The organism is Caldibacillus thermoamylovorans, assembly GCF_000751775.1.
Lineage (GTDB): Bacteria > Bacillota > Bacilli > Bacillales > Caldibacillaceae > Caldifermentibacillus > Caldifermentibacillus hisashii.
The window spans coordinates 129,921-153,720 of record NZ_CCRF01000045.1 but is presented as its reverse complement, the minus strand read 5'-3'; the positions used below and the strand labels follow the sequence as shown (position 1 = coordinate 153,720).

Genomic DNA, 23,800 nt, shown 5'->3' with positions numbered 1-23,800 from the left:
TCACCCCCACTGAATTTGATCAAGCTCACTTTGTAACTTTTCGGAAAATCCGGTATCCGTCACGGCGACGACAACCCGTGCCTCTTTACCGATCGACTTTCCTAATGTATAACGGTCAGAAACCAATTTAACTGGTACGTGATAGAATGCAGACTTGTCGATAATTGACTTCTTTGTATTTTTTCCGGCGTCTTGTGCCAATAAAACCAATTTGGCACGATTTTTTTGAATTTCTTTTACCACCAGTTCTTCACCCGTAACCAATTTCCCGGCTCGATTTGCCAACCCGAGCAGTGATTGCCATTTTTCTTGCTTCATGATTTCGAAGTGTTCTCCTTTTCAATAAACGCCAAGATTTCATCATATAAATTTTCATCAATTTCTGTTTCTAAATGATGTTTTAAAATATTTTTTTTCTTAGCCAGAAGGACAGCTTCTTTATTTTTGGACAAATATGCACCACGCCCGTTTTTCTTTCCGGTTGGATCAATCGAGACTTCTCCCTCTTTGGAACGGACGATCCGGAGCAACTCCTTTTTCGGATACATTTCCCCGGTGGCCACGCATTTACGCATCGGTATCTTTCTCGGTTTGTTCATGTTCCATCACCTCTCCGTTTTCTCCAAGTTCGGCAAAGTCATGAGCATCCCCTTGTGCAACCGGATGTTCCTCCTCCACTCTTTGGTCCTTTTCACTTATGATTGTATCTTCATCATTGAATGTTAAGTTTGGAGAAAATAGCGGTTCTTCTCGAGGATATATACCTAGTTCTCTCGCATCTGATTCACTTTTAATATCAATTTTCCAATTGGTTAATTTTGCAGCAAGCCTTGCATTTTGACCGCGTTTACCAATTGCTAATGAAAGCTGGTAATCTGGGACAATGACAACGGTTGACTTTTCCTCTTCATTTACAATGACATCTAAAACTTTCGAAGGACTAAGTGCATTGGCGACAAATTCAACCGGATCCTTTGAAAATTTCACAATATCTATTTTTTCCCCGTTTAACTCATCTACCACCGCCTGTACACGGGAACCTTTTGGCCCGACACATGAACCGACCGGGTCGACATCCGGATTATCTGACCAGACGGATACTTTTGAGCGGTCACCTGCTTCTCTTGCTACCGATTTTATTTCGACAATACCTTCGTATATTTCCGGAACTTCAAGTTCAAACAATCTTTTTAATAAATTCGGATGTGATCTGGAAATAAAAATTTGTGGTCCTTTCGTTGTTTTTTCCACTTTCGTAATATAAACTTTCATTCGGTCATTATGATTGTATTGTTCATTTTGCATTTGCTCATGCACCGGTAATAATGCTTCTGTTTTTCCTAGACTTACATAGACATACCGATTATCTTTTCTTTGCACAATCCCCGTCATGATATCATCTTCACGGTCGACAAATTCTTCGTAAATGATTCCCCGTTCAGCTTCACGGACCCTTTGTGTGACGACTTGTTTGGCTGTTTGAGCTGCAATCCGGCCAAATTCTTTTGGCGTTACTTCGATTTCAACTATATCCCCAATTTCGTAATTCGGGTTGATTTTTCTAGCTTCTTCTATGGCAATTTCTAATCTTGAATCAAATACTTCATCCACGACTTCTTTGCGAGCATACACATGCATCGTTCCGGTGGTTAAATTAAAATCTGTCCGTACATTTTGTGCTTGATTGAAATTTCTTTTATAAGCAGAAACAAGTGCAGCTTCTATTGCCTCGACAATGACATCTTGGGAAATTCCTTTTTCTTTTTCCAGCCGGTCCAAGGCGTCTAAAAGTTCACTACTCATTACAATATCCCCCTTTTATGTATTTTTCTTTTTCAAATCAATATCGCCTGAAAAACTGTGGATTGTTTTTTGCCTGCACCAGTGCTACTCGCACTTTTCTTTCTAAAATACAACAGCCAGTCTTGCTTGGGCAATTTTATTATATGGGATTTGTATTACTTTACTTTTTGTTTTGACCCGCACTTCAATGGTAACATTCGTACCGTCAAATTCTTGTAAAATCCCTTCAAAGATTTTTTCACCGTCAATCGGTTCATATGTTTTGATATGGACATTTTTCCCGATCGCCTTTTCAAAATCCTCTTGTTTCTTCAATGGACGCTCAGCTCCTGGTGAAGAAACTTCTAAATAGTAATTATGAGGAATCGGATCAATTTCATCCAGTTTTTCACTTAATTTTTCACTAACCATTCCGCATTCTTCAATATCGACGCCATTCTCTTTATCAATATACAGTCGCAGATACCAGTTTTTGCCTTCTTTAACATATTCAACATCGACAATTTCCAAGCCTAATTCTTGAACAATTGGCCATGCAATTTTTTCGACTGTTTCCGTTACTTTGCTCATATTTTCCCTCCTCTTTAGGAAATTCAAATGTAACAAATGTAAAGGTTATTTTTATTATGCGTAGAAAATGAAAAAGTTGACTAACCGTTTTAAATTATCGTTTCCATGTTTTTTATAATTTTGTTTTTTGATAAACCTTTTTACAAACAGGAAAGAGTGAGGAACTCCCCACTCTTTAGATTCAAGAGATTAAAGTTAGTATTGCCAATAAAAATATATCATAATCCAAACCATTTTGCAATTGTCCCATTTCATCAATACCGGCAAACAAGAGTCAACCAGAAATACGCCATTATTCAAAGTTTAAAATAATGATAACTGGTTTTGTTCGGGCAGATTTTCCAGACAACCATGATTATCTAAAAATTCCATGATGGTTTTCGATACTTTCCCTCTTTGCTGAAGGTCTTCTTTTGATAAAAACTCAGCTTCCTCACGTGCCTTTACGATGTTCATCGCTGCGTTTGTTCCCAGGCCGGGGATTGCATTAAACGGCGGAATTAACGAATTGCCGTCAATTACAAATTCAGCTGCTTTTGATTTATAAAGATCAATTTTTTTGAATGAGAATCCTCGCTCACACATTTCCAAGGCAAGTTCGAGAACCGTTAATAAACTTTTCTCCTTGGTTGATGCATCAAGACCTTTTTCGTTAATTTCCGTGATCCTTTTCCGAATGGCATTGGAACCACTTGTCATGGCATCTAAATCATAATCTTCTGCTCTAACGGTAAAATAGGTTGCATAATATAAGAGCGGATGATGAACTTTAAAATAGGCAATTCGAACCGCCATTAGTACATACGCAGCCGCATGGGCCTTTGGAAACATATACTTGATTTTTTTGCATGAATCAATATACCATTCAGGAACATCATGTTCCCGCATATCTTTCTCCATTTCATCTGTCAAACCTTTTCCTTTCCGTACCGACTCCATAATTTTAAAGGCAGTGGAAGGTTCAAGTCCGCGATAGATCAAATAAACCATAATATCGTCCCGACAACCGATACATTCACTTAATGAACAAGTACCGTTATGAATTAATTCCTGAGCATTACCTAACCAAACGTCCGTCCCGTGGGAGAGACCGGAAATTTGCAACAGCTCGGAAAATGTCGTTGGTTTTGTTTCTTCCAGCATCTGCCGGACAAAACGGGTGCCAAATTCAGGAATTCCCAGCGTTCCGGTTTTACACATAATCTGTTCTTCAGTAACACCAAGTGATTCTGGACTGCTGAAAATTTTCATTACTTCCGGATCATCTGTTGGGATTGTTTTCGGATCGATTCCGCTTAAATCTTGCAGCATGCGGATCACAGTCGGATCATCGTGTCCGAGTATATCGAGTTTTAATACATTATCATGGATGGAATGGAAGTCAAAATGGGTTGTCCGCCATTCTGCATCCTGGGCATCAGCCGGATATTGAATCGGTGTAAAGTCATATACATCCATATAGTCCGGAATAACGATAATTCCACCCGGATGCTGCCCGGTTGTTCGTTTTACACCGGTCAATCCGAGGGCAAGTCGCTCCCGTTCCGCCTGACGCAATTGGATATTGTTGTCTTCCTCATAACCTTTGACAAAGCCATAGGCCGTTTTATCTGCAACAGTACCAATCGTACCTGCACGGTAAACATGGTCCTCTCCGAATAGCACCTTTGTATAATTATGTGCTTTTGGTTGATAATCGCCGGAAAAGTTTAAATCAATATCTGGCACCTTGTCCCCTTTAAATCCAAGAAAAGTTTCAAACGGGATATCATGCCCGTCTTTTTTATATTTCGATCCGCAATTTGGACAGTCTTTATCCGGTAAATCAAAGCCGCTGCCAACAGAACCGTCATCAAAAAACTCGGAATGTTTGCAGTTCGGGCATACATAATGAGGCGGCAATGGATTCACCTCGGTAATTTCCGTCATTGTCGCAACAAACGAAGATCCGACCGAACCCCGGGAACCGACAAGATACCCATCATTCAGTGATTTTTTAACCAATTTATGAGCAATTAAATAGATAACGGCAAATCCGTGACCGATAATACTTTTCAATTCTTTTTCCAAGCGGGCTTCAATGATTTCAGGAAGGGGATCGCCATAAATTTTTTTAGCCATCTCATAACTTTTTGTCCGGATTTCCTCTTCCGCTCCTTCAATTTTAGGTGTATATAATTCATCTTTTATTGGTTTAACTTCTTCAACCATATCGGCAATCTTATTTGGATTAACAACAACGATCTCTTTTGCCTTTTCTTCACCTAAAAATTGAAAAGCTCTCAACATTTCATCTGTCGTTCGGAAATGGACATCCGGCAGTTGGTGACGATTGAGCGGGTTGGCACCACCTTGAGAAGCAACTAATATTTTTCGGTAAATTTTATCTTCCGGATGTAAATAATGAACATTACCGGTTGCAACGACTGGAATATTTAATTTCTCGCCGACCAATATGATTTTTTTGATTACATCTTCTAATTGTTTTTCACTTTGAATGACATCGGTCTCGAGTAATGGTTGATAAATTTCTTTCGGATGAACTTCCAGATAATCATAAAATTTCGCGATTTCTTCCACTTCTTCAGTTGCTTTTTGTTGTGCCGCTTCAAATAATTCCCCTTTATCACAGCCAGAGCCAACCAAAATGCCTTCTCGATATATTTGTAATACAGACCTTGGGATTCTTGGCACTTTATAAAAATATTTAACATGTGATAAAGAAATTAGTTTAAATAAATTTTTCAAACCGACATGATTTTGTGCCAATAATACAGCATGGAACGGCCGGCTTCGTTTATAACTCGTTTCATTTTTTCCGTACTCATTTAATTCATCATGATACTTAATTCCTTTTTCTTCAGCGCTTTTCAGCAATTTTAATAAAATATGTCCGGTCGCCTCGGCATCATAAATTGCCCTGTGATGTTGCGTCAATTCCACATTTAGTTTCTTCGCCAATGTGTTTAAGCGGTGGTTTTTCATATCCGGATATAGAAATCTGGCCAATTCCAACGTATCGATTACCGGGTTTGTAAATTTCCCGTAACCGATTTTTTGATAACCGACATTAATAAACCCTGTATCAAAAGAAGCGTTGTGAGCAACAAGGACGGCATCACCGCACCATTCATAAAATTGTTTTAAAACTTCTTCCGGATCAGGCGCATTTTCGACCATATTATCGGTGATGCCGGTCAACTCGATTGTAAACGCAGAAAGTTTATGTTTCGGATTAGCAAATGATTCAAAGCGGTCGATAATTTCTCCATCTTTAATTTTTACCGCAGCTAATTCAATGATTGTATTGTAAACGGCTGATAGACCGGTTGTTTCAATATCAAAAACAACATATGTATCGTCGGTAAGCAAACGATGGCTCGGATTATATGCAATCGGAACACCATCATCAACGATATTCGCTTCCACTCCGTAAATCACCTTAATCCCGTTCTTTTTAGCGGCACTGAATGCTTCCGGAAATGACTGTGCTACGGCATGATCGGTAATGGCAATGGCTTTATGCCCCCATTTTTTTGCCTGGGATACAAGCGAACTGACGGAAGATACTGCATCCATTTGGCTCATCGGTGTATGCAAATGAAGTTCAACCCGTTTCTCATCAGCCGGAGCAGTATCAAAGCGTTCTTTCCCTTTAATTTCATTTATATCATTCGCAATCATGACTAAATCGCGGACGAATGTATCATTTTGGACATTGCCCCGAACCCGAACCCACATGCCTTTTTTTAATCGATTCAATTTTTCCCCGTCTTCTTTATTATCCTTTGAGAACATTTTTACAAGAATCGAATTCGTGTAATCGGTGATTTTAAACTCTAATAGTGTCCTTCCACTTCGAAGCTGCTTTGTTTCACAGGCAAAGACATAGCCTTCAATGACGATGCGACGTTCTTCTTCAGTAATTTCATTTAATGTACGAAAATCTTGCTCTCCTTGAATGGGGTAGCCGATGATCAGCGGGCCATTGTCATCCGCTTCATCTGACCGGTGGTGTTCTGCCCGTTTTTGAATTTCAATGACTGCTTGTTTTGCCCGTTCCTCGTCTTCCTTTTGCCGTTCAAGCAAAAATTGTTGGTACGTCTCTTCCATCGCTTCGGTATGCTCTTCCACGTCCAGTTGTAAAGGTGGAAAACCAACTTGACTGTATACATCCGCAATGGTTCCACAATATTTTTTCTTTAATGTTAAACATTCCGTATTATTTCGGGCTGTGATAATTATTTTATTTCCTTTGACTTTCGGGATTTGCTCATTCAATAGAGAAAGAAGGGCAGGCGACATCCCTTGCAATTGTCCGATACTATATTTCCAATAATCCACTACCAATTGTTCGGTAAAATCATTATTCTTTGTCTCAAGAAGAAAAGAAACATCGGCAATATGACGAAAGGCGGTTCTGATTTTTGCCGAGAAAATATCAAAAACTTGATAAGGCAAGATCGAATCTAGTAAAAAATGAAACTCCCATTTACGTGTTTTTCGTTCAATAATTAGTCTTTTAATTTCTCCATTTTTCAAGTAAGGAAAAAAGCGATCATCTACCATATCCATTTGTTGCAAAAGTAGCTGGAATCGTTCTTTTTTCCCTGCCATCAAATCACTCATAAAAATCCCCCCCCGTTACTGATAGGAGTATAACCGTTCTCTTTCATTTATTCTATCATATATTATTTGAAAGGAAACATGTTCTATTTTACCACAAAGGATCATTTCATCATAACCAGAACAAAGGACCGGTTTTTTGTCCGCTTCCAGCAAAACATTCAATTTGTAAAATAAAGAATCAGTGGAGAATATAACCCCACTGATTAAAATGTAATTTTATAAGGTGAAACTTCCATCAGTGTTACCACTGATGATTAGTGAATCAATCGGAGCTTTAAGGGCAGTTCTTCCCCCACCTATCTACTTTGAAACCTCAGAATTTTGAAGTGGGGATCTTACTGCCCCTTACTCCCCTTAAGTTGGGACAAAAGTTTGTCCAGCTCTTCCTGCAATTGATCCACTGGGATTTCCAATGTTTCCCCGGTCTTCCTTATTTTCAATTCCACGATTCCTTCATTAATTTTTTTACCGACAACAATTCGGACCGGAATACCAAATAAATCACTATCGGCAAATTTTACACCAGCGCGTTCATGACGATCATCTAATAAGACTTCGTATCTTTGTTTTTTCAATGTTTCGTAAATCATATTTCCTTGTTTCCACTGAGTTTCATCTTTCGTATTGACAATGATTACATGCACATGATAAGGTGCAATGGACATTGGCCAAACAAGCCCTTTCTCATCAGCCATTTGTTCCGCGACAGCCGTAATTAATCGGGAAATTCCAATACCGTAACAGCCCATGATCATTGTTTGTGAGCGGCCGTTTTCATCTAAAAATACAGCATTCATTGCTTCACTATAACGGGTACCAAGCTTAAAGACATGACCGACTTCAATCCCTTTTGCAAAAACAATTTTTCCTTTCCCATCCGGTGAAGGGTCTCCCTCTTTGATAAAACGTAGATCCGCATATTGTTCCACGGTAAAATCACGGTCAGGATTGACATTCACGTAATGTTGCTCTGCCTCATTTGCCCCGCAAACACCATTGACCACATATTTCACAGCATGATCGGCAATTATTTTTACATGATTTACACCAACCGGACCAATATTGCCAATTTTACAGCCGAACACTTCTTCTGTTTGTTCCGGGCTGGCAAGTTCAACAATCGAGGCGTTGAGCAAGTTTTTCACTTTTACATCATTGACTTCATGATCGCCGCGAACGAGAACGAGAACATTTTCTCCATCAACATTAAATAAGAGTGATTTAATCGTATCTTCAGGTGAAATTTGCAGAAAGTTCACCACCTCTTCAATGGTTTTGTGTTCACCGGTATTTACTTTTTGGAGATCCTTCAGTGTCTCATCCCTTTTTTCGTATTGCGTAACAACTTCTGCCATTTCAATATTCGCTGCATAATCTGATGCATCGGAATAGGCAATCGTATCCTCGCCAATTTCCGATAGAACCATAAATTCATGGGTATCCTTACCGCCGATTGAGCCGGAGTCAGCAATAACCGCTCGGAAATTGAGCCCTAATCGTGTAAAAATATTCGTATATGCTTGAACCATTTTTTCATACGTTTCATCAAGACTTTCTTTGCTTGTATGAAAGGAATAGGCATCTTTCATGACAAATTCACGACCCCGTAATAAACCGTAGCGGGGACGTTTTTCATCCCGAAATTTAGTCTGAATTTGAAATAAAGTTAATGGTAAACGTTTATAGGATTTTATTTCATCACGAATCAGACTTGTTATCACCTCTTCATGGGTCGGTCCAAGTGCAAACGGACGATCATGACGATCATTCATCCTCATTAAATCCGGTCCATAGGAAAACCATCTGCCGGATTCTTGCCATAACTCAGCCGGTTGAAGAGCAGGCATTAACAATTCCACAGCACCAATTTGTTCCATTTCTTCACGTACAATGTTTTCTATTTTTTGTAAGACTTTTTTTCCTAACGGTAAATACGAGTATATACCACTGGCTACTTGACGAATAAATCCCGCCCGTAACAATAATTGATGACTTTTTATTTCAGCATCGGCCGGCAGTTCTCTTAAAGTTGGTATAAATGTGTTACTTTGCTTCATCTCTTGCACCCCAATAATCAAATTTCTATTTTATATTAAAGAAAAAATCTTCGAATATCATTCCATGTAACAACAATCATCAATAACATTAATAAAGCAAAACCGATAAAGTGGACGAAACCTTCTTTGTTTTTATCGATCGGTTTCCCTCGTAATGCTTCGATTCCAAAAAACAATAATCTTCCTCCGTCAAGTGCCGGTATTGGTAATAAGTTCATGATACCGAGGTTAATGCTTAATAGCGCACCCCAGCGGAATAAATTAAATATACCGGATTGGGCGACAGCTTCAGTCGAGGCATAAATCCCGACCGGTCCCGAGAAAGCATCAATGGTAAAACCGCCCGTTACTAAATCGCCAAGAATGATAAAAATCTGTTTCGTCCAAAACCAAGTTTCCGTAAAACCGTAGACAAAGGCTTGACCAAAAGATTTATTCATCGGCTGATAAACACCAATTTTCCCTTCCCCCTCTATATTTTGCGGGGTTACTTGGATGTCCATCAGTTTGTCATCTCTCTCGATGTGGAAAGTGAGCGGATCCCCTGGATTCTCCTGAATAATTTCAACAATATCTAGCCAAGTTGAAACTTCCGCATCATCAATAGAATGGACAATATCTCCTTGTTTCAGGCCGGCTTTCATTGCAGAACCATCCTTAGTAATTCCCCCCAACATTGGCTCATTTGATGGCACACCTTGAATGAAACCAAGTAAAATAAACACAACGATTGCTAAAATAAAATTAAACAACGGACCGGCAAAAATGGTTAATGTCCTGGCCAATAACGATTTAGAAGAAAATTGACGGTCTATTGGAGCTATTTGTGATTCGATGCCGTTTTCAACTAAGACCGCTTTTTCATCAATTTTATAGGATTTAATCCTTTCTTCTTCCTCTTCTTCAAAACCGGTGATAAATAAATCTTTTTCGATATCAGCTTGTTCAATTTCAATAATTCGAGCATCCGGGTATTTTTCTTTCCGATTGATAATAATTTTTTTTACAACCTCATTTTTATCTAAAATTAAACCGACCCGCAAACCCGGTTTCAATTCAATAAGTTCCGGATCTTCCCCTGCCATTCTGACATATCCGCCTAAGGGCAGTAACCGGATCGTATAGGTTGTTTCATTCTTATTGAAAGCCAATATTTTTGGTCCAAAACCGATCGCAAACTCACGACACAAAATTCCCGAACGCTTTGCAAATATAAAATGACCTAGCTCATGAAAAAACACTAAAGCGCCAAACAATAAAATAAAAGCTAGTACGGTCGAAAGTGTACTCACTTATCATACCACCTTTGTTATAGAAAAATTTTTTATGTACGTGTTCAAAAAGAAAGAATTGCAATCAGTGAGAAAACACTATCCTTAAAGCGGTTGAAAAACAAAAACTTTTTCCGTGACTTTTTGAACAACGCCTTTAATGAAAACGACTGACCAGATGTTTCGTAACGATCTCCCTTGTTTCCTGATCAACGGAAAGAATTGTATCTAAATCGGGATTTGCTGTTGGAACATGATTTTCCAGCGCCCATTCAATTACATCTTCTATTTCAAGAAACTTTATTTTTCCGTTCAGAAAAGCCTGAACACAAACCTCGTTCGCTGCGTTTAATACAACCGGTAAGGTACCGCCCCTCCTGCCTGCTTCATATGCGAAACGAAGACAACGATATCGATTAAAATCCATTTTTTGAAAATGTAGTGTCCCCAATTCGGTCAAATCCAAACGAGCTGCATTAGTCGGTGTTCGTTCCGGATAAGTTAACGCGTATTGTATCGGGATTCGCATATCAGGTGAACCCAGTTGGGCAATGATACTACCATCATGAAACTCCACCATCGAATGTACTGTACTTTCTCGATGGAGAAGTACATCAATTTTATCATAGGGTTGATCGAATAACCAATGGGCTTCAATCACTTCCAATCCTTTATTCATCATCGTGGCTGAATCGATCGTAATTTTTGCGCCCATCGACCAGTTTGGATGATGTAAGGCTTCTTCAATGGTCACATCCAATAATTGTTCTCTTGTGTTGTCCCGAAAACTTCCGCCTGATGCAGTAATAATTAATCTTTCAATATTTTTCTGTCGTTCTCCTTGTAAACACTGGAAAATAGCCGAGTGCTCACTATCTACAGGTAAAACGGGAACTTTCCGATCACGTGCCCGCGCCATCACAATATGCCCGGCAGTTACTAATGTTTCCTTATTCGCAAGGGCAATGGTTTTCCCTGCCTCTATCGCATTCAAAGTCGGAACTAATCCAACACTGCCTAAAATGGCATTGACGAATAGATTTGCATCAGGATGAACAGCCACGTCAATTAAGCCTTCATCACCAGATAAAATTTTACTGATACCCGCAAATTCCCGTTGTAATATCGCTGCATCCGCTTGATTTTGAACGGAAACAAGTTTGGGGTGGAATTCATTGATAATTTCCCTGGTTAATTCCAAATTTTTACCAACTGCAATGGCAACAAGTTCAAACTGATCTCGATTGGACCGAATAATATCTATTGTTTGTGTTCCGATTGATCCTGTTGCACCTAATAAACTAATTCCTTTCAAACAAATTCACCTCGAAATCATACCTTTTATAAAAAAATACGTAAGCGGTCGCCCCTACTCTCACCTATCTTCCTCACTTGTGCATATCGTGTCGGGCTTACAAGACATACCCGTATGGTCGGGATTATAAGAAAAATGACCCTACATTATAACATTCGCAATAAAATGAGCAGTGGCATAACAAACAACCAGCTATCAACCCTGTCGAGCATACCGCCGTGACCCGGTAATATTGTTCCGGAGTCCTTAACATGGTAGTACCGTTTTAAAGCGGATTCCACCAAATCACCACATTGACCGAAAATAGATAATATTACTGTAACAATCATCAGTTCAAACAATTGGAATTCTAGGTTAATATCCGTAAAGAAGTAAAAAAGAAGCGCAACGATGATCGCAGTAATGATCCCGCCAATTGATCCTTCTACCGTTTTGTTCGGGCTAATATGTGGGGCTAATTTTCTTTTTCCTAATGCCCGACCGACAAAATAGGCTCCCGAGTCGGTGGCCCATATTAAAAACAATGCAAAGAAAATAAACAAAACCCCAACAGCTCTCGTTTCTATTATATAATAGAAGCCGATTCCTATATATAAAACGGATAACAGACAATAACCAATATGTTCAAAAGAAAACGTATTTTTACTAATGAATGAATAACATAAAAAGATAAGAACACCCAAAAAGAAAAGAGCGGTTTTTCCTTCCAAACCTATTCGCTGAACAAAATTCAAATAATTAATTGGTAAAAGAAATATCCATAAAAGGAACAGCGACAAAATACCAGGAACTGTCATCAAGTTGATTTTTTTCATGCGAAGAATTTCAAATAAACATATTGAAGCCATAATATATATTAATATAACAAACGGAATACCGCCAATAAATACAATTGGTAAAAAGATTAGTGCTGCGATGATAGCTGTAATAATTCTTTGAGTCATTTATAAACCTCACCTTTATATTCCGCCAAAACGACGTGAACGTTTTTGATATTGTTCAATAGCATCTAAAAAATGTCCCTCATCAAAATCCGGCCATAAACAATCTGTGAACCATAATTCCGTATAAGCTGATTGCCATAACATAAAATTACTTAACCGAATTTCTCCGCTTGTCCGAATCAATAAGTCGGGGTCAGCTAAGTCTTTTGTCATTAAATATTGCGAAAAAATATCTTCATTTATATCTCTTTCATTGATATTTCCACATTTAATATCTTTGACAATATTTTTGATTGCCATAATGATTTCGGAACGACTTCCATAATTTAGCGCAAAATTCAGCAATAATCCATTGTTGTTTTTTGTTCTTTCTATCGCTTTTTCTACCACCAGTAATGTATGACTCGGAATTTTTTCTTTCTCACCGATTACTTGAACTTTCACATTATTATCGATTAGTTCAGGTAAATAAATATCCAAAAACTCGGCAGGTAATTTCATCAGATAATCCACTTCCGACTTTGGCCTTTTCCAATTTTCCGTAGAGAAAGCAAATAAGGTCAATGTTTGAATACCAATATTATTTGCTAAAATGGCTATTTTTCGTACGACCTTCATCCCTTCATGGTGCCCGGCAATTCTAGGTAAAGCACGACTTTTTGCCCATCTGCCATTTCCATCCATAATAATTGCTACATGATCGGGTACAGCTTGACTTTTCACCAATTCCATCCGTTCCTTTATACTTTCCGGTATGGAACTTTGTTTATTAAAAAGTTTTTTATAAAACATATTTCATCCTCCAATTTTCGTCAGCAGAAGAATTCAAACTTGCGTGCGATTTTCCTTTTGTGGTTATACGTTTTTAGTATATATAAATTTTCTAAAGGTCCTATTTACGTTGATTATTCCTGATTATGCTCATATGTATTTTATAACTTCTTATATCATACCAAAACAAAAGAAAAATCGCTCACAAATTTTATCATTAATCATTCAAGTTAACATTCTAACAACGAAAATTTACGCTCAAAATGCAATATTTTGTTGTTTGAATCTCGGTCTATCCAATCCATACAAGAATCCTCTAAAACTTTATTAGCGGTCAATAGTGCCTGACTCCATCTTTAAAAAATGAAAGGAACAAAACTTGTCCGATCTTGGAAAAGTTGATTTGTTTTTATGCTTAATTAATTATAAAGGAAAAGAGATAAAGAAAAAACCCCGAAAGCAGGGGTTTTTTGAAAATTAAATATTAAACGAAAGGAAGCTTATACTTCTAAAATTTCTTTTTCTTTCTCTTTCGTAATCTGATCAATTTTGGCGATAAATTCATCCGTTAATTTTTGCACATCATCGGTATAACCTCTCAGGTCATCTTCCGTCAATTCACCATTTTTTTCTAACTTTTTCAAATCATCATTTGCATCACGACGAATATTACGAATAGCAACTTTCGCTTCCTCTGACTCCTTTTTCACCAGTTTCACCAGTTCTTTCCGACGTTCTTCTGTCAGAGGAGGGATTGCAATCCGAATAACGGATCCGTCACTCGTTGGATTCAAACCTAAGTCTGATTTCATAATTGCTTTTTCAACATCACTGACAATCGATTTGTCATAAGGTTGAATCATAAGCAATCTCGCTTCCGGTGTGGAGATAGATGCCAATTGATTGATTGGCGTTGGAACTCCGTAATATTCAACGGCGATCTTATCCAACAATGAGGCACTTGCTCGCCCGGCACGAATTGAAGCGAGTTCCCGGGTATAAGCTTGTACGGCTTTTGTCATACGTTCTTTAGCATCGGCCATTACTTGTTTTGCCACGTTTATTTCCCCCTTACTATCGTTCCAATATTTTCACCAAGGACAACTTTCCTAATATTACCTTCTTCCATAATTGAGAATACAATAAGTGGAATATCATTGTCCATACATAGGGATGAGGCTGTCGAATCCATAACTTGTAATCCGTTCTTAATGACATCTAAATAGGAAAGCTGTGCATATTTTTTTGCACTTTTATCCTTTAAAGGATCAGCAGAATACACACCATCCACATTATTTTTAGCCATTAAAATAACTTCTGCTTCAATTTCAGCTGCCCGTAAAGCGGCCGTTGTATCGGTTGAAAAATATGGATTTCCGGTACCTCCAGCAAAAATAACTACCCGTTTTTTTTCGAGATGACGAATCGCTCTGCGACGAATATATGGTTCAGCTACTTGCCGCATCTCGATTGATGTTTGTACCCGCGTTTCAATACCGAGTTGTTCCAGACTGTCTTGTAATGCCAAGGAATTCATGACTGTTGCAAGCATTCCCATATAATCTGCGGTTGCACGATCCATACCCATTTCACTGCCGATTTTTCCGCGCCAAATATTACCGCCCCCGACAACAACTGCTACTTCTACACCCATTTGGGCAACTTCTTTTACTTGGGTAGCAATTGATTTAATTACTTTTGGGTTGATTCCGAAACCTGTGTCACCGGCTAATGCCTCACCACTTAACTTTAGGACGATACGCTTATATTTTGGATTTTCCATAAAAAACCCCCGATATGTATAATTTCTTGTCTGTAAAAAGGTTGACTTGTGTAGAAGAATAAGCATTGAAAGCCTCTCACAGGTCAACCTTATGACATGATTATTTTTTCACTTGATTCATAACTTCTTCTGCAAAGTTTTCTTGGCGTTTTTCTAATCCTTCACCGACTTCATAACGAATAAATTCTCTTATTGTGGCATTTTTGGATTTTACATATTGACTAACTTTTTCATCCGGATTTTTTACAAACAGTTGTTCTAACAGGCAAATTTCTTCATAAAATTTATTTAGACGGCCAATGACCATTTTTTCAACGATGTTTTCCGGTTTCCCTTCATTTAATGCTTGTTGTTTCAGTACTTCTTTTTCGCGTTCAACTTCATCTGTAGGTACTTGTTCACGGCTGACATATTTTGGATTTAACGCTGCTGCGTGCATTGCCACATCTTTCGCTACTGCTTCATCTGTCGTTCCTTCTAGTACGGTAAGCACAGAAATGCGGCCGCCTAAATGTTGGTAAGCGCCAAATGCATCTTCTGCACCTTTTGTAAGAACGGCAAAACGACGTAAAGTAATTTTTTCACCGATTTTTGCAATGGCGGAATTGATATGTTCATTTAAAGTTGCACCGTTTTCCATCTTTTGTTCAAGTGCTTCTTCGACGGTTTGCGGTTTTTTGGCTAATAAATGTGCAGCAATTTCTTTTACTAGCGTTAAGAATTGTTCGTTTTTAGCAACAAAATCCGTTTCCGCATTTACTTCTAAAATAACGGCATTATTACCCTCAGTCAAAATGTAAGTAATCCCTTCAGCAGCAATGCGGTCGGCTTTTTTCGCAGCTTTTGCAATTCCTTTTTCACGAAGAAGATCAATGGCTTTTTCCATATCACCATCCGTTTCAGTCAAAGCTTTTTTGCAATCCATCATTCCTGCACCAGTTTTTTCACGTAACTCTTTTACCATCTGTGCTGTAATAGCCATGTACCTTTCCTCCTAAATATCTTCATTTGTTATGTACAATAATAGTATTCATCAGATTTATTATTTTCTATGATTGTTTCGAAAAAAAGGTGATAAGGGCTTTCCCTCTTATCACCTTCATCCCTTTACTCAGCAGCAGGTTCAACTTCTACAACTGCTTCTTCTTCACCTTGTCTTGCTTCCATAATTGCATCAGCCATTTTACCGGTTAATAATTTCACGGCACGAATCGCATCATCGTTTGCCGGAATCACATAATCAATTTCATCCGGATCGCAGTTTGTATCAACAATACCGACAATCGGAATGTTTAATTTACGTGCTTCTTGAACTGCAATGCGTTCTTTGCGTGGATCAATGACAAATAATGCATCAGGCAATTCTTTCATATCTTTAATTCCACCAAGGAACTTTTCCAATTTTTCTTGTTCTTTTTTCAATTGGCCTACTTCTTTTTTCGGCAGCACGTCAAAAGTACCGTCTTCAGCCATTCTTTCAAGATCTTTCAAACGTTGAATCCGTTTTTGGATCGTTTCAAAGTTCGTTAATGTACCACCTAACCAGCGATGGTTGACATAGTACATCCCAACACGTTCGGCTTCTTCTTTTACCGATTCTTGGGCTTGTTTCTTTGTCCCGACAAACAAAATTTTCCCGCCGTCAGCCGCAACTTCTTTAATAAAGTTGTATGCTTCTTCAACTTTTTTCACCGTTTTTTGCAGGTCAATGATATAAATACCGTTTCGCTCTTGGAAAATGTATTTTTTCATTTTCGGGTTCCAACGGCGCGTTTGGTGTCCAAAATGTACACCGGCTTCAAGCAATTGCTTCATAGAAAGTACTGACATAAAAATTTTCCTCCTAAATGGTTTTCTTTTCCTCCGTTCACTTCTTCTTTAAACAGGACTGTCATGTCATTAGACTTTGACAAACAGCACCTCTGCTTAAATCCATGAACGTGTGTATTCACACCAGTAAATAATATAACATAACCGTTAATGACAATCAAGTTATTATAAAAAAAAGGACTCGACTTTGGAATCCTTTCATTTCTTTTTCTTTATTGCTTTTTAATTAAAAAAATCCGGAGAAAACTTAATTAACAGTTCAATTTCTGTTTTTCCTTTATGTAAAGTTTTGGCTATTTCATCAATCGAATATCCGGCATTCAATAATTGTTTTATTTTGTGCAGGTCTGAATCAGCTGCTGATTGCGCCTCCGACTGATCTTCCTTGCGAACATTGGTTTCCTTTTCGGGTATATCCGTTGTTTGCTTTACCGCTTTTTGATATTCTTTGATTCCTGCAAATAGTGGCGGTGACACAGTAAGAACTTGATAATCCGTTCCATATTCAACTGTATCTTTACCGTTTCGTTCGATATTTAAATTTACAGGCTCAATCGTTTCATTCTTTTTATCAGAGGATTGCAGCTGTTTTATTTTGTTAATAAATGCCTCATTCTCTTCCTTCATTTCAATTATAAATGCAGAAACACTTGCTTCCAACTCATCATTTAATTGTTTATATCTCTTTTCAATATGAAAAAGCCGGTTTTGACGGATATATAATATGATTACAGCGAATAATGCTAACAATGATATGATGAGTGTAAGAACAATTAAGTAGACCATTTCTTACTCCTTACCCAAGATAATCGATATGATGTCCTTTAAAAGGGTGTTGAACTTGTTCTTGAGAATGATGATCAATCTCTTTTAATTGTGTAGGTGGAAGGTCATGATCCCGACCGGACGTATTGTCTTTCCACTCTGCCAAATAAGCTTCCTCGTTTTCAGAAACCGTTTTTCGCTTTTTATCAGCTTCTTTTTGAACCGCTACATGTGCCTGCAAATTCATGAGTAGTGCCCGATTATTCCATTCACTTTGCAATTTTCCCGCATCTTGAGTCCTCGGTAAGGCAATTTGCATTTCAACAGCTTTCAAACTCATAGAAACCGCCTGCCTTTATTTGCATCGTTTATATTACGTATTTAAGTATGCTTTTAACTTTTGAATGGATTTCGTATGAATTTGTGAGATTCTTGATGTAGAAAGCTCTAGTATTTGACCGATTTCAGTAAATGTTAATTCTTCTTTATAAAATAAGTTTAACACAAGTTGCTCATTCTGTGATAATTTTTCGATAGCCTTCTTTAACTCATTAATTTTTTCTGCAAATAATAAGCTTTCTTCAGGTGTCTTCACTTTTTCATCACGAATAACAAAGGATTGGGACTCTTTCTCGTCGCCCTTTTGATTCGTATGGTCATCGATAGAGAGGATGTTTGAAAAAAAATTGTCACCTAATAACGAATGCACTTCTTCTACTGACAATTCCGTCTCTTTGGCAATTTCTTCAGGAGTAACATTGCGTAAATATTTTTGTTCCAATCTGGCAATGGTTGTTTCCAACTTTTTCATTTTTTCTCGTGTTTTTCGCGGTAACCAATCTTCTTTTCTTAGTCCATCCAAAATAGCGCCACGAATCCGAAATGTTGCATACGTCTCAAATTTTAATTCCCGGCTGGGGTCATACTTTTGCATTGCTTCAAACAAACCGGAAAATCCTAAACTTATTAATTCGTCCTTCATGACTGATTTTGGAACATTTTTATATATTTTTTCCACGATTAGGTGAACCAGTGGTGTATATTTTTCAATAAGTTGATTTCCTATTTTCTCATCACGATGCTTCAACCATTGATAAAATAGAGAATCTTCTGCCATACTCTCTTTTGTTTGGTCGTTTTGATCAGACTTAACTGTATAAGGCAAAATGACCCCCTCCTTTAATACATTCGCTGTGAAATCAATTGTTTTAGCCTTTATAAATTGAAAGGAAACAAAACAATGAATCATCATATTTCTTTACTCGGTTGATTTACCGTTCTGACCATTAATTTCCCTGATTCGGGGGAAAATTCAATCGTTCTTCCACTAGAGCCACCGACATCTTCTGCAACAAGTGGAATAGAAAATTTCTTTAGCTCTTGTTTTACTGCATCGACATTTCTTGGACCGATCCGCATGATGTCAGTTTTTGTCATAAATTTAAACATTTCTGCACCACCGGCAATTTTTGCTTTCAATTGCTTTTTATTTACCCCTTCTTTTTCCAACAGCTGAATAAGACATTCGACGGCAGTATCCGCATATTTGGCTTTATGAATGGTTTCCCCTCTGGCCAAAGAAGAATCAGGAAGCATAATATGAGCCAATCCGGCAATTTTTTTCTGCAAGTCATATAAAACAACACCGACACAAGAACCAAGACCAGATGTTCGAATTGTATTTGGAGCAGTAACAATTTTCATATCGGCGATTCCGACTTTTATAACGATGGATTCTTGTATCATTCCATGTCAACCCCAAGTTTCGTAAAAAGTTTTACAAATGAATCGGGATCAGGTAGTAAGAAAAAATGGCCTTTATAAAGGTCAGATTCATTCATTGTGTCCGGGTCTTTTATTTCAGTATCGATGACAATTGCAAAATCACTTACCTGGGATATTTCAATCAGTCCATAGCTGATAATGGCGCCAAACATATCAATTCCTACTGCAGGAACCGATGGAACGATATGCATTTGCAAAAAATCGGAAAGAGCAGATAAATAAGAACCGGCCAAGATGTTCCCCATTTCCTGAAATGCGGATAAAGCGAGTTCAGGAACGGACGGCTCATCAAAAGAAAAATCCGACATTCCCGTCAACTGCTGAATAAATATCGTCGCTTGTTTAATCGGCAATAAAAAGAACATATTTCCTGTTAAGTCCCCATCAATTTGTAGAAAAACGGCTGCCACAACCATATCCGCTCCGCCAACCAGTTCCATCATTTCTTCAAATGATACAACCTGAACACTGGGTACATTCATTTCGATTTTTTTATTTAGTAAGCCGGAAAGAGCGGTGGCAGCATTTCCGGCTCCAATATTACCGATTTCTTTCAAAATATCTAATTGAAAGGAATTTAAGAAATTATTATTCAACACGCATCACTCAATCCTCTTGAAAATTTAATATTTTTTCCAGTTTTAACAAGATGAGCAGTCGATCCTGAATTTTTACAACACCGGCGATATAATTTTGCCTTTCCGTGCCGATTACGTCAGGTTGAGATTCAATGGTATCCATATCAATATTCATCACATCATTTGCTTCATCGACAATAAGACCGACCTCTTTATCTGCCATGGAAACAATGATGATTCTCGTATTTTGATTATATTCAGCCGCCTCTACTTGAAAACGGGTTCGCAAATCAATAATGGGAATAATCACCCCACGCAAATTAATGACCCCTTTAATATAATTTGGTACATGAGGGACTCTGGTAAAATGTTGCATTTTTTCAATTGATACAACATGTTGAACATCTAAAGCATACTCTTTTTGATTTAAGGAAAAAACGACAACTTTTTGTTCCTTCGCTTCTGTTTGAACAGGCATGACATCCTCTTCCTTTCCAATTAGATCAACTGCTGGAGTTAACGAATAAGAAACATTTTGACAGTCAAGAATTCAATGATAAAGAATTATTTAATTAAAGCATTGCAGTCAATAATCAATGCGACTTGTCCATCGCCTAAAATGGTTGCACCGGAGATGGCAAAGACATTTGTTAAGTAGTTTCCCAACGATTTTAATACTATTTCCTCTTGTCCAATAAAGGAATCAACAACCAAACCCGCCAACTTGTCCCCTTTGCGAATGATCACAGTTGAAATATAATCATTTCCTTCGATAACTTTAGGAACTTGAAAAATTTCTTGTAAAGATAGTATCGGTACTACCTTCCCTCGGAAATCAATAACCGGTTGCTCATGGGCATAGTAAATTTCCGATTTTTTAAAAATGGCTGTTTCAATTATGGATGTCAACGGAATGGCATATTTTTCTCTTTGAACTTCCACCAACATAACGGAAATGATCGATAATGTCAGCGGTAATTGAATTAAAAAGGTTGTCCCGACATTTTCCTCCGAATGGACAGATATCGTGCCGCCTAATGATTCAATTGTGTTTTTTACGACATCGAGACCAACTCCGCGACCGGAAATATCAGAAATTTTATCGGCTGTAGAAAAACCGGATGTTAAAATCAAATTAAAAATTTCTTTGTCGGTCAATTGATTCATTTGTTCTTCCGTAATAATTCCCTTTTCAACCGCTTTTCGTGCCACTTTTTCGCGATTAATTCCTGCACCGTCATCGGTAATTTCGATGAAGACATGGTTACCGCTATGATATGCCTTCAATTGGATAGTACCCTCTTCCGGTTTTCCTTTTCGTAACCGTTCTTCAGGCATTTCAATCCCATGATCGACTGAATTTCTTAGTAAATGGACTAAAGGATCACCAATTTCATCAATAACGGTACGGTCTAATTCAGTCTCTTGTCCGATAATTTGTAAATGAATCTTTTTCCCTAATTCCCGGGACAGGCTGCGAACCATTTTCGGAAAGCGATTAAAAACAGCTTCTACAGGCACCATTCGCATTGTTAATACAACTGATTGAAGATCATTTGTCACACGCGACATCTTTTCAACAGTTTCACTTAATTGTTGATGATTCAGTTCTTTCGCAATCTGGTCAAGCCTTCCACGATCAATGACTAATTCCTCAAAAAGATTCATAAGCGCATCCAACCGCTCAATATTTACACGGATCGTCTTATTTGATAATGTAATTTTTTTATCGGTTGTTTTCTTAGCAGAGGAAGCTTCTTTTTTCTTTTGTCCTTCGACATTTTGTGAAACATTTTTTTGTTCGTCTGAACTGTCTTCATTGTTAACTTTCTTTAAATCAGAAATTTTCAGTGGTACCACAGTTACTTTTTCAATTTCAGATACTTTCATGACTTTTTTCTCTATATCTTCAATTGAATCATGCGTAACAATCGTAACAACAAACTCATTATCAAATTGCTCTTCTTCTAACTGTTCAACGTTCGGCACGGATTTAATAATGTCCCCAATTTTTTCCAAAACATCAAAAACCATGTATACTCTCGCAGCCTTTAATAAACAGTCAGGGCGGATAAATATGGAAACTTCATAAACCTTGTAACCTTGCTCATTCGCCTGTTCCAATACCGTTATTTCAAATTGGTCATAATTCAAATTGGTTTTTGAAATATTTGCTTGATCGATTTCAGCAGTTTGTGTTGTGTCCGATTGGTTTACTATCTTTCCGGATTCAATCATCTTTAATTTATTGATTGCATCCGACACATCTTCCTTGCCTTCACCGCCGGCAGCAATTGAGTTTACCATGCTTTCTAAATGGTCGATGGCCATAAAAATAATATCCAATAATTCTGAGGAAAATTTATATTTACCGTTTCTGACCCCATCAAGAACATTTTCCATTTGATGAGTCAAATTTGCCATATCTTCAAAGCCCATTGTTGCTGACATTCCTTTCAACGTATGAGCTGAACGGAAAACTTCATTAATAAGTTCCAAATTGTCCGGATCATTTTCGAGCTTCAGAAGGTTCTCATTACAACTTTGAATATGTTCCCTGCTTTCTTCAATAAAGACTTCTAAATATTGGCTCATTTCCATAACACTCATCCCTCATTAATAATTTTTGTAATTTGGTCGGCAATCTTTTCCAAATCAGTAACACAATCAATGTACCCGGAATTTATCGCAGATTTTGGCATTCCAAATATGATTGCAGTCTTTTCGGATTCGGCAATGGCGTAAATGTTCTTTGATTGCTTTAACTGTTTTAAGCCTTCTGTTCCATCCGAACCCATTCCCGTCATGATAACGGCTAATTTGTGATATTCTTGAAGTTGACTGGCTGATGAAAACAATTTATCAACGCTTGGGCGGTGTCCCTTAAGCGGTGGTTCCGTGCTAAGTTCTGTGACAAGAGTTTTCCCTACTTTTCTGATGATTAGATGCATTCCCCCGGGAGCGATATAAGCAACACCATTTTGTATAATTTCACCGTTTTCCGCTTCCTTGACGTGAATCTCACTAATCGCATCCAACCGTTCTGCCAAAGATCTTGTAAATCCTTTAGGCATGTGTTGAACAACAAGAATCGGAGCTTGTAAATTTCCGGGTAAACGGGTTAATACTTTTTCAAGTGCCCTTGGTCCACCGGTTGATGTACCAATTAAAACAAGTTTTTTTCCCTGCCGATACGAATTTGTTTTAAGTACAGAACATTGTTTCCAATTATCATCAATGGTCGTTAGTGGTTTTGGTTCAATTGGGTCTGCCTGGATTAGCTGTTTTAAATTCACACGCTTTGTTTCTAAAATTCTATTAATCAATTCATCTTTCACTTTATATAAATCAAGAGAGATGGATCCACTAGGTTTTGCAATAAAATCAAAGGCACCATATTGCATGGCCAGAATCGTATTTTTTGCTCCTTCTGTCGTTGTACTTGAAACCATAATAACCGGCAAGGGGGATTCACTCATGATTTTTTTTAATGCATCAATCCCGTCCATCACAGGCATCTCAACATCTAGTGTAACAACATCGGGATTCAATCTTTTAATTTTATCCAATGCATCTAATCCATTTCTGGCTGTTCCAATAACTTGGATTCTCTTATTATTTGACAATAAATCTTTAATAAGCGCACGCATAAATGCAGAATCATCAACAACCAATACTTTGATCGGATTCATCATATAA

The 23,800-nt window shown here is 37.8% G+C and carries 22 protein-coding genes; all 22 read right to left on the bottom strand.

Annotation, left to right across the window (positions count from 1 at the left end):
- Positions 1–318, bottom strand: coding sequence for a YlxQ family RNA-binding protein (locus BT1A1_RS07845; RefSeq protein ID WP_034769827.1), 318 nt, complete (start codon positions 316–318; stop codon positions 1–3).
- Complete coding sequence (gene rnpM, locus BT1A1_RS07840) at positions 315–599, bottom strand: RNase P modulator RnpM (protein WP_034769826.1); 285 nt, start codon at positions 597–599, stop codon at positions 315–317. The genes BT1A1_RS07845 and rnpM overlap by 4 nt, the downstream gene beginning before the upstream one ends.
- On the bottom strand, positions 568–1,803 hold the full coding sequence (gene nusA, locus BT1A1_RS07835) for a transcription termination factor NusA (protein WP_081912305.1): 1,236 nt from the start codon (positions 1,801–1,803) through the stop codon (positions 568–570). The genes rnpM and nusA overlap by 32 nt, the downstream gene beginning before the upstream one ends.
- A 102-nt stretch (positions 1,804–1,905) precedes the next feature.
- Complete coding sequence (gene rimP, locus BT1A1_RS07830) at positions 1,906–2,373, bottom strand: ribosome maturation factor RimP (RefSeq protein WP_034769824.1); 468 nt, start codon at positions 2,371–2,373, stop codon at positions 1,906–1,908.
- Positions 2,374–2,676: 303 nt separating this feature from the next.
- The gene (locus tag BT1A1_RS07825) at positions 2,677–7,002 is read right to left on the bottom strand and encodes a PolC-type DNA polymerase III (RefSeq protein ID WP_034769822.1); all 4,326 of its coding nucleotides are present in this window, start codon (positions 7,000–7,002) and stop codon (positions 2,677–2,679) included.
- Positions 7,003–7,337: 335 nt separating this feature from the next.
- Entirely contained in the window at positions 7,338–9,059 is a 1,722-nt protein-coding gene (locus tag BT1A1_RS07820) for a proline--tRNA ligase (protein WP_034769821.1), read from the bottom strand.
- 35 nt (positions 9,060–9,094) lie between these two features.
- Positions 9,095–10,351 carry an RIP metalloprotease RseP gene (gene rseP / locus BT1A1_RS07815; RefSeq protein WP_034769820.1) on the bottom strand — a complete coding sequence of 419 codons (1,257 nt, stop codon included), beginning with the start codon at positions 10,349–10,351 and terminating at the stop codon, positions 9,095–9,097.
- Between the two features lie 136 nt (positions 10,352–10,487).
- Positions 10,488–11,645, bottom strand: a complete 1,158-nt coding sequence (dxr, locus tag BT1A1_RS07810) for a 1-deoxy-D-xylulose-5-phosphate reductoisomerase (RefSeq protein ID WP_034769818.1) — start codon at positions 11,643–11,645, stop codon at positions 10,488–10,490.
- Positions 11,646–11,791: 146 nt separating this feature from the next.
- The gene (locus tag BT1A1_RS07805) at positions 11,792–12,589 is read right to left on the bottom strand and encodes a phosphatidate cytidylyltransferase (protein ID WP_034769817.1); all 798 of its coding nucleotides are present in this window, start codon (positions 12,587–12,589) and stop codon (positions 11,792–11,794) included.
- Between the two features lie 15 nt (positions 12,590–12,604).
- Positions 12,605–13,381 (bottom strand): isoprenyl transferase, encoded by a 777-nt coding sequence (locus tag BT1A1_RS07800; RefSeq protein ID WP_034769815.1) that lies wholly within the window; start codon positions 13,379–13,381, stop codon positions 12,605–12,607.
- A gap of 479 nt (positions 13,382–13,860) precedes the next feature.
- Positions 13,861–14,418 (bottom strand): ribosome recycling factor, encoded by a 558-nt coding sequence (gene frr / locus BT1A1_RS07795; protein ID WP_034769814.1) that lies wholly within the window; start codon positions 14,416–14,418, stop codon positions 13,861–13,863.
- A gap of 2 nt (positions 14,419–14,420) precedes the next feature.
- Positions 14,421–15,143, bottom strand: a complete 723-nt coding sequence (gene pyrH, locus BT1A1_RS07790) for a UMP kinase (RefSeq protein WP_034769812.1) — start codon at positions 15,141–15,143, stop codon at positions 14,421–14,423.
- Between the two features lie 100 nt (positions 15,144–15,243).
- The gene (gene tsf / locus BT1A1_RS07785; RefSeq protein WP_034769811.1) at positions 15,244–16,125 is read right to left on the bottom strand and encodes a translation elongation factor Ts; all 882 of its coding nucleotides are present in this window, start codon (positions 16,123–16,125) and stop codon (positions 15,244–15,246) included.
- A gap of 125 nt (positions 16,126–16,250) precedes the next feature.
- Complete coding sequence (rpsB, locus tag BT1A1_RS07780) at positions 16,251–16,973, bottom strand: 30S ribosomal protein S2 (protein WP_034769810.1); 723 nt, start codon at positions 16,971–16,973, stop codon at positions 16,251–16,253.
- Positions 16,974–17,195: 222 nt separating this feature from the next.
- Positions 17,196–17,759: a DUF6115 domain-containing protein gene (locus tag BT1A1_RS07775; protein WP_034769809.1), complete on the bottom strand. Its 564-nt coding sequence runs from the start codon at positions 17,757–17,759 to the stop codon at positions 17,196–17,198.
- Positions 17,760–17,769: 10 nt separating this feature from the next.
- A complete protein-coding gene (locus BT1A1_RS07770) occupies positions 17,770–18,078 on the bottom strand; it encodes a hypothetical protein (RefSeq protein ID WP_034769808.1) in 309 nt (102 codons plus the stop codon).
- A 33-nt stretch (positions 18,079–18,111) separates the two neighbouring features.
- Complete coding sequence (locus BT1A1_RS07765; protein WP_311315764.1) at positions 18,112–18,903, bottom strand: FliA/WhiG family RNA polymerase sigma factor; 792 nt, start codon at positions 18,901–18,903, stop codon at positions 18,112–18,114.
- A gap of 83 nt (positions 18,904–18,986) precedes the next feature.
- Complete coding sequence (locus tag BT1A1_RS07760; protein ID WP_034769806.1) at positions 18,987–19,484, bottom strand: chemotaxis protein CheD; 498 nt, start codon at positions 19,482–19,484, stop codon at positions 18,987–18,989.
- On the bottom strand, positions 19,481–20,119 hold the full coding sequence (locus BT1A1_RS07755) for a chemotaxis protein CheC (protein WP_244996519.1): 639 nt from the start codon (positions 20,117–20,119) through the stop codon (positions 19,481–19,483). The genes BT1A1_RS07760 and BT1A1_RS07755 overlap by 4 nt, the downstream gene beginning before the upstream one ends.
- 10 nt (positions 20,120–20,129) lie before the next feature.
- Entirely contained in the window at positions 20,130–20,579 is a 450-nt protein-coding gene (locus BT1A1_RS07750) for a chemotaxis protein CheW (protein WP_034769803.1), read from the bottom strand.
- A gap of 86 nt (positions 20,580–20,665) precedes the next feature.
- Positions 20,666–22,702, bottom strand: a complete 2,037-nt coding sequence (locus BT1A1_RS07745; RefSeq protein WP_034769802.1) for a chemotaxis protein CheA — start codon at positions 22,700–22,702, stop codon at positions 20,666–20,668.
- Positions 22,703–22,707: 5 nt separating this feature from the next.
- On the bottom strand, positions 22,708–23,793 hold the full coding sequence (locus tag BT1A1_RS07740) for a protein-glutamate methylesterase/protein-glutamine glutaminase (RefSeq protein WP_034769801.1): 1,086 nt from the start codon (positions 23,791–23,793) through the stop codon (positions 22,708–22,710).
- Positions 23,794–23,800 lie beyond the last annotated feature (7 nt).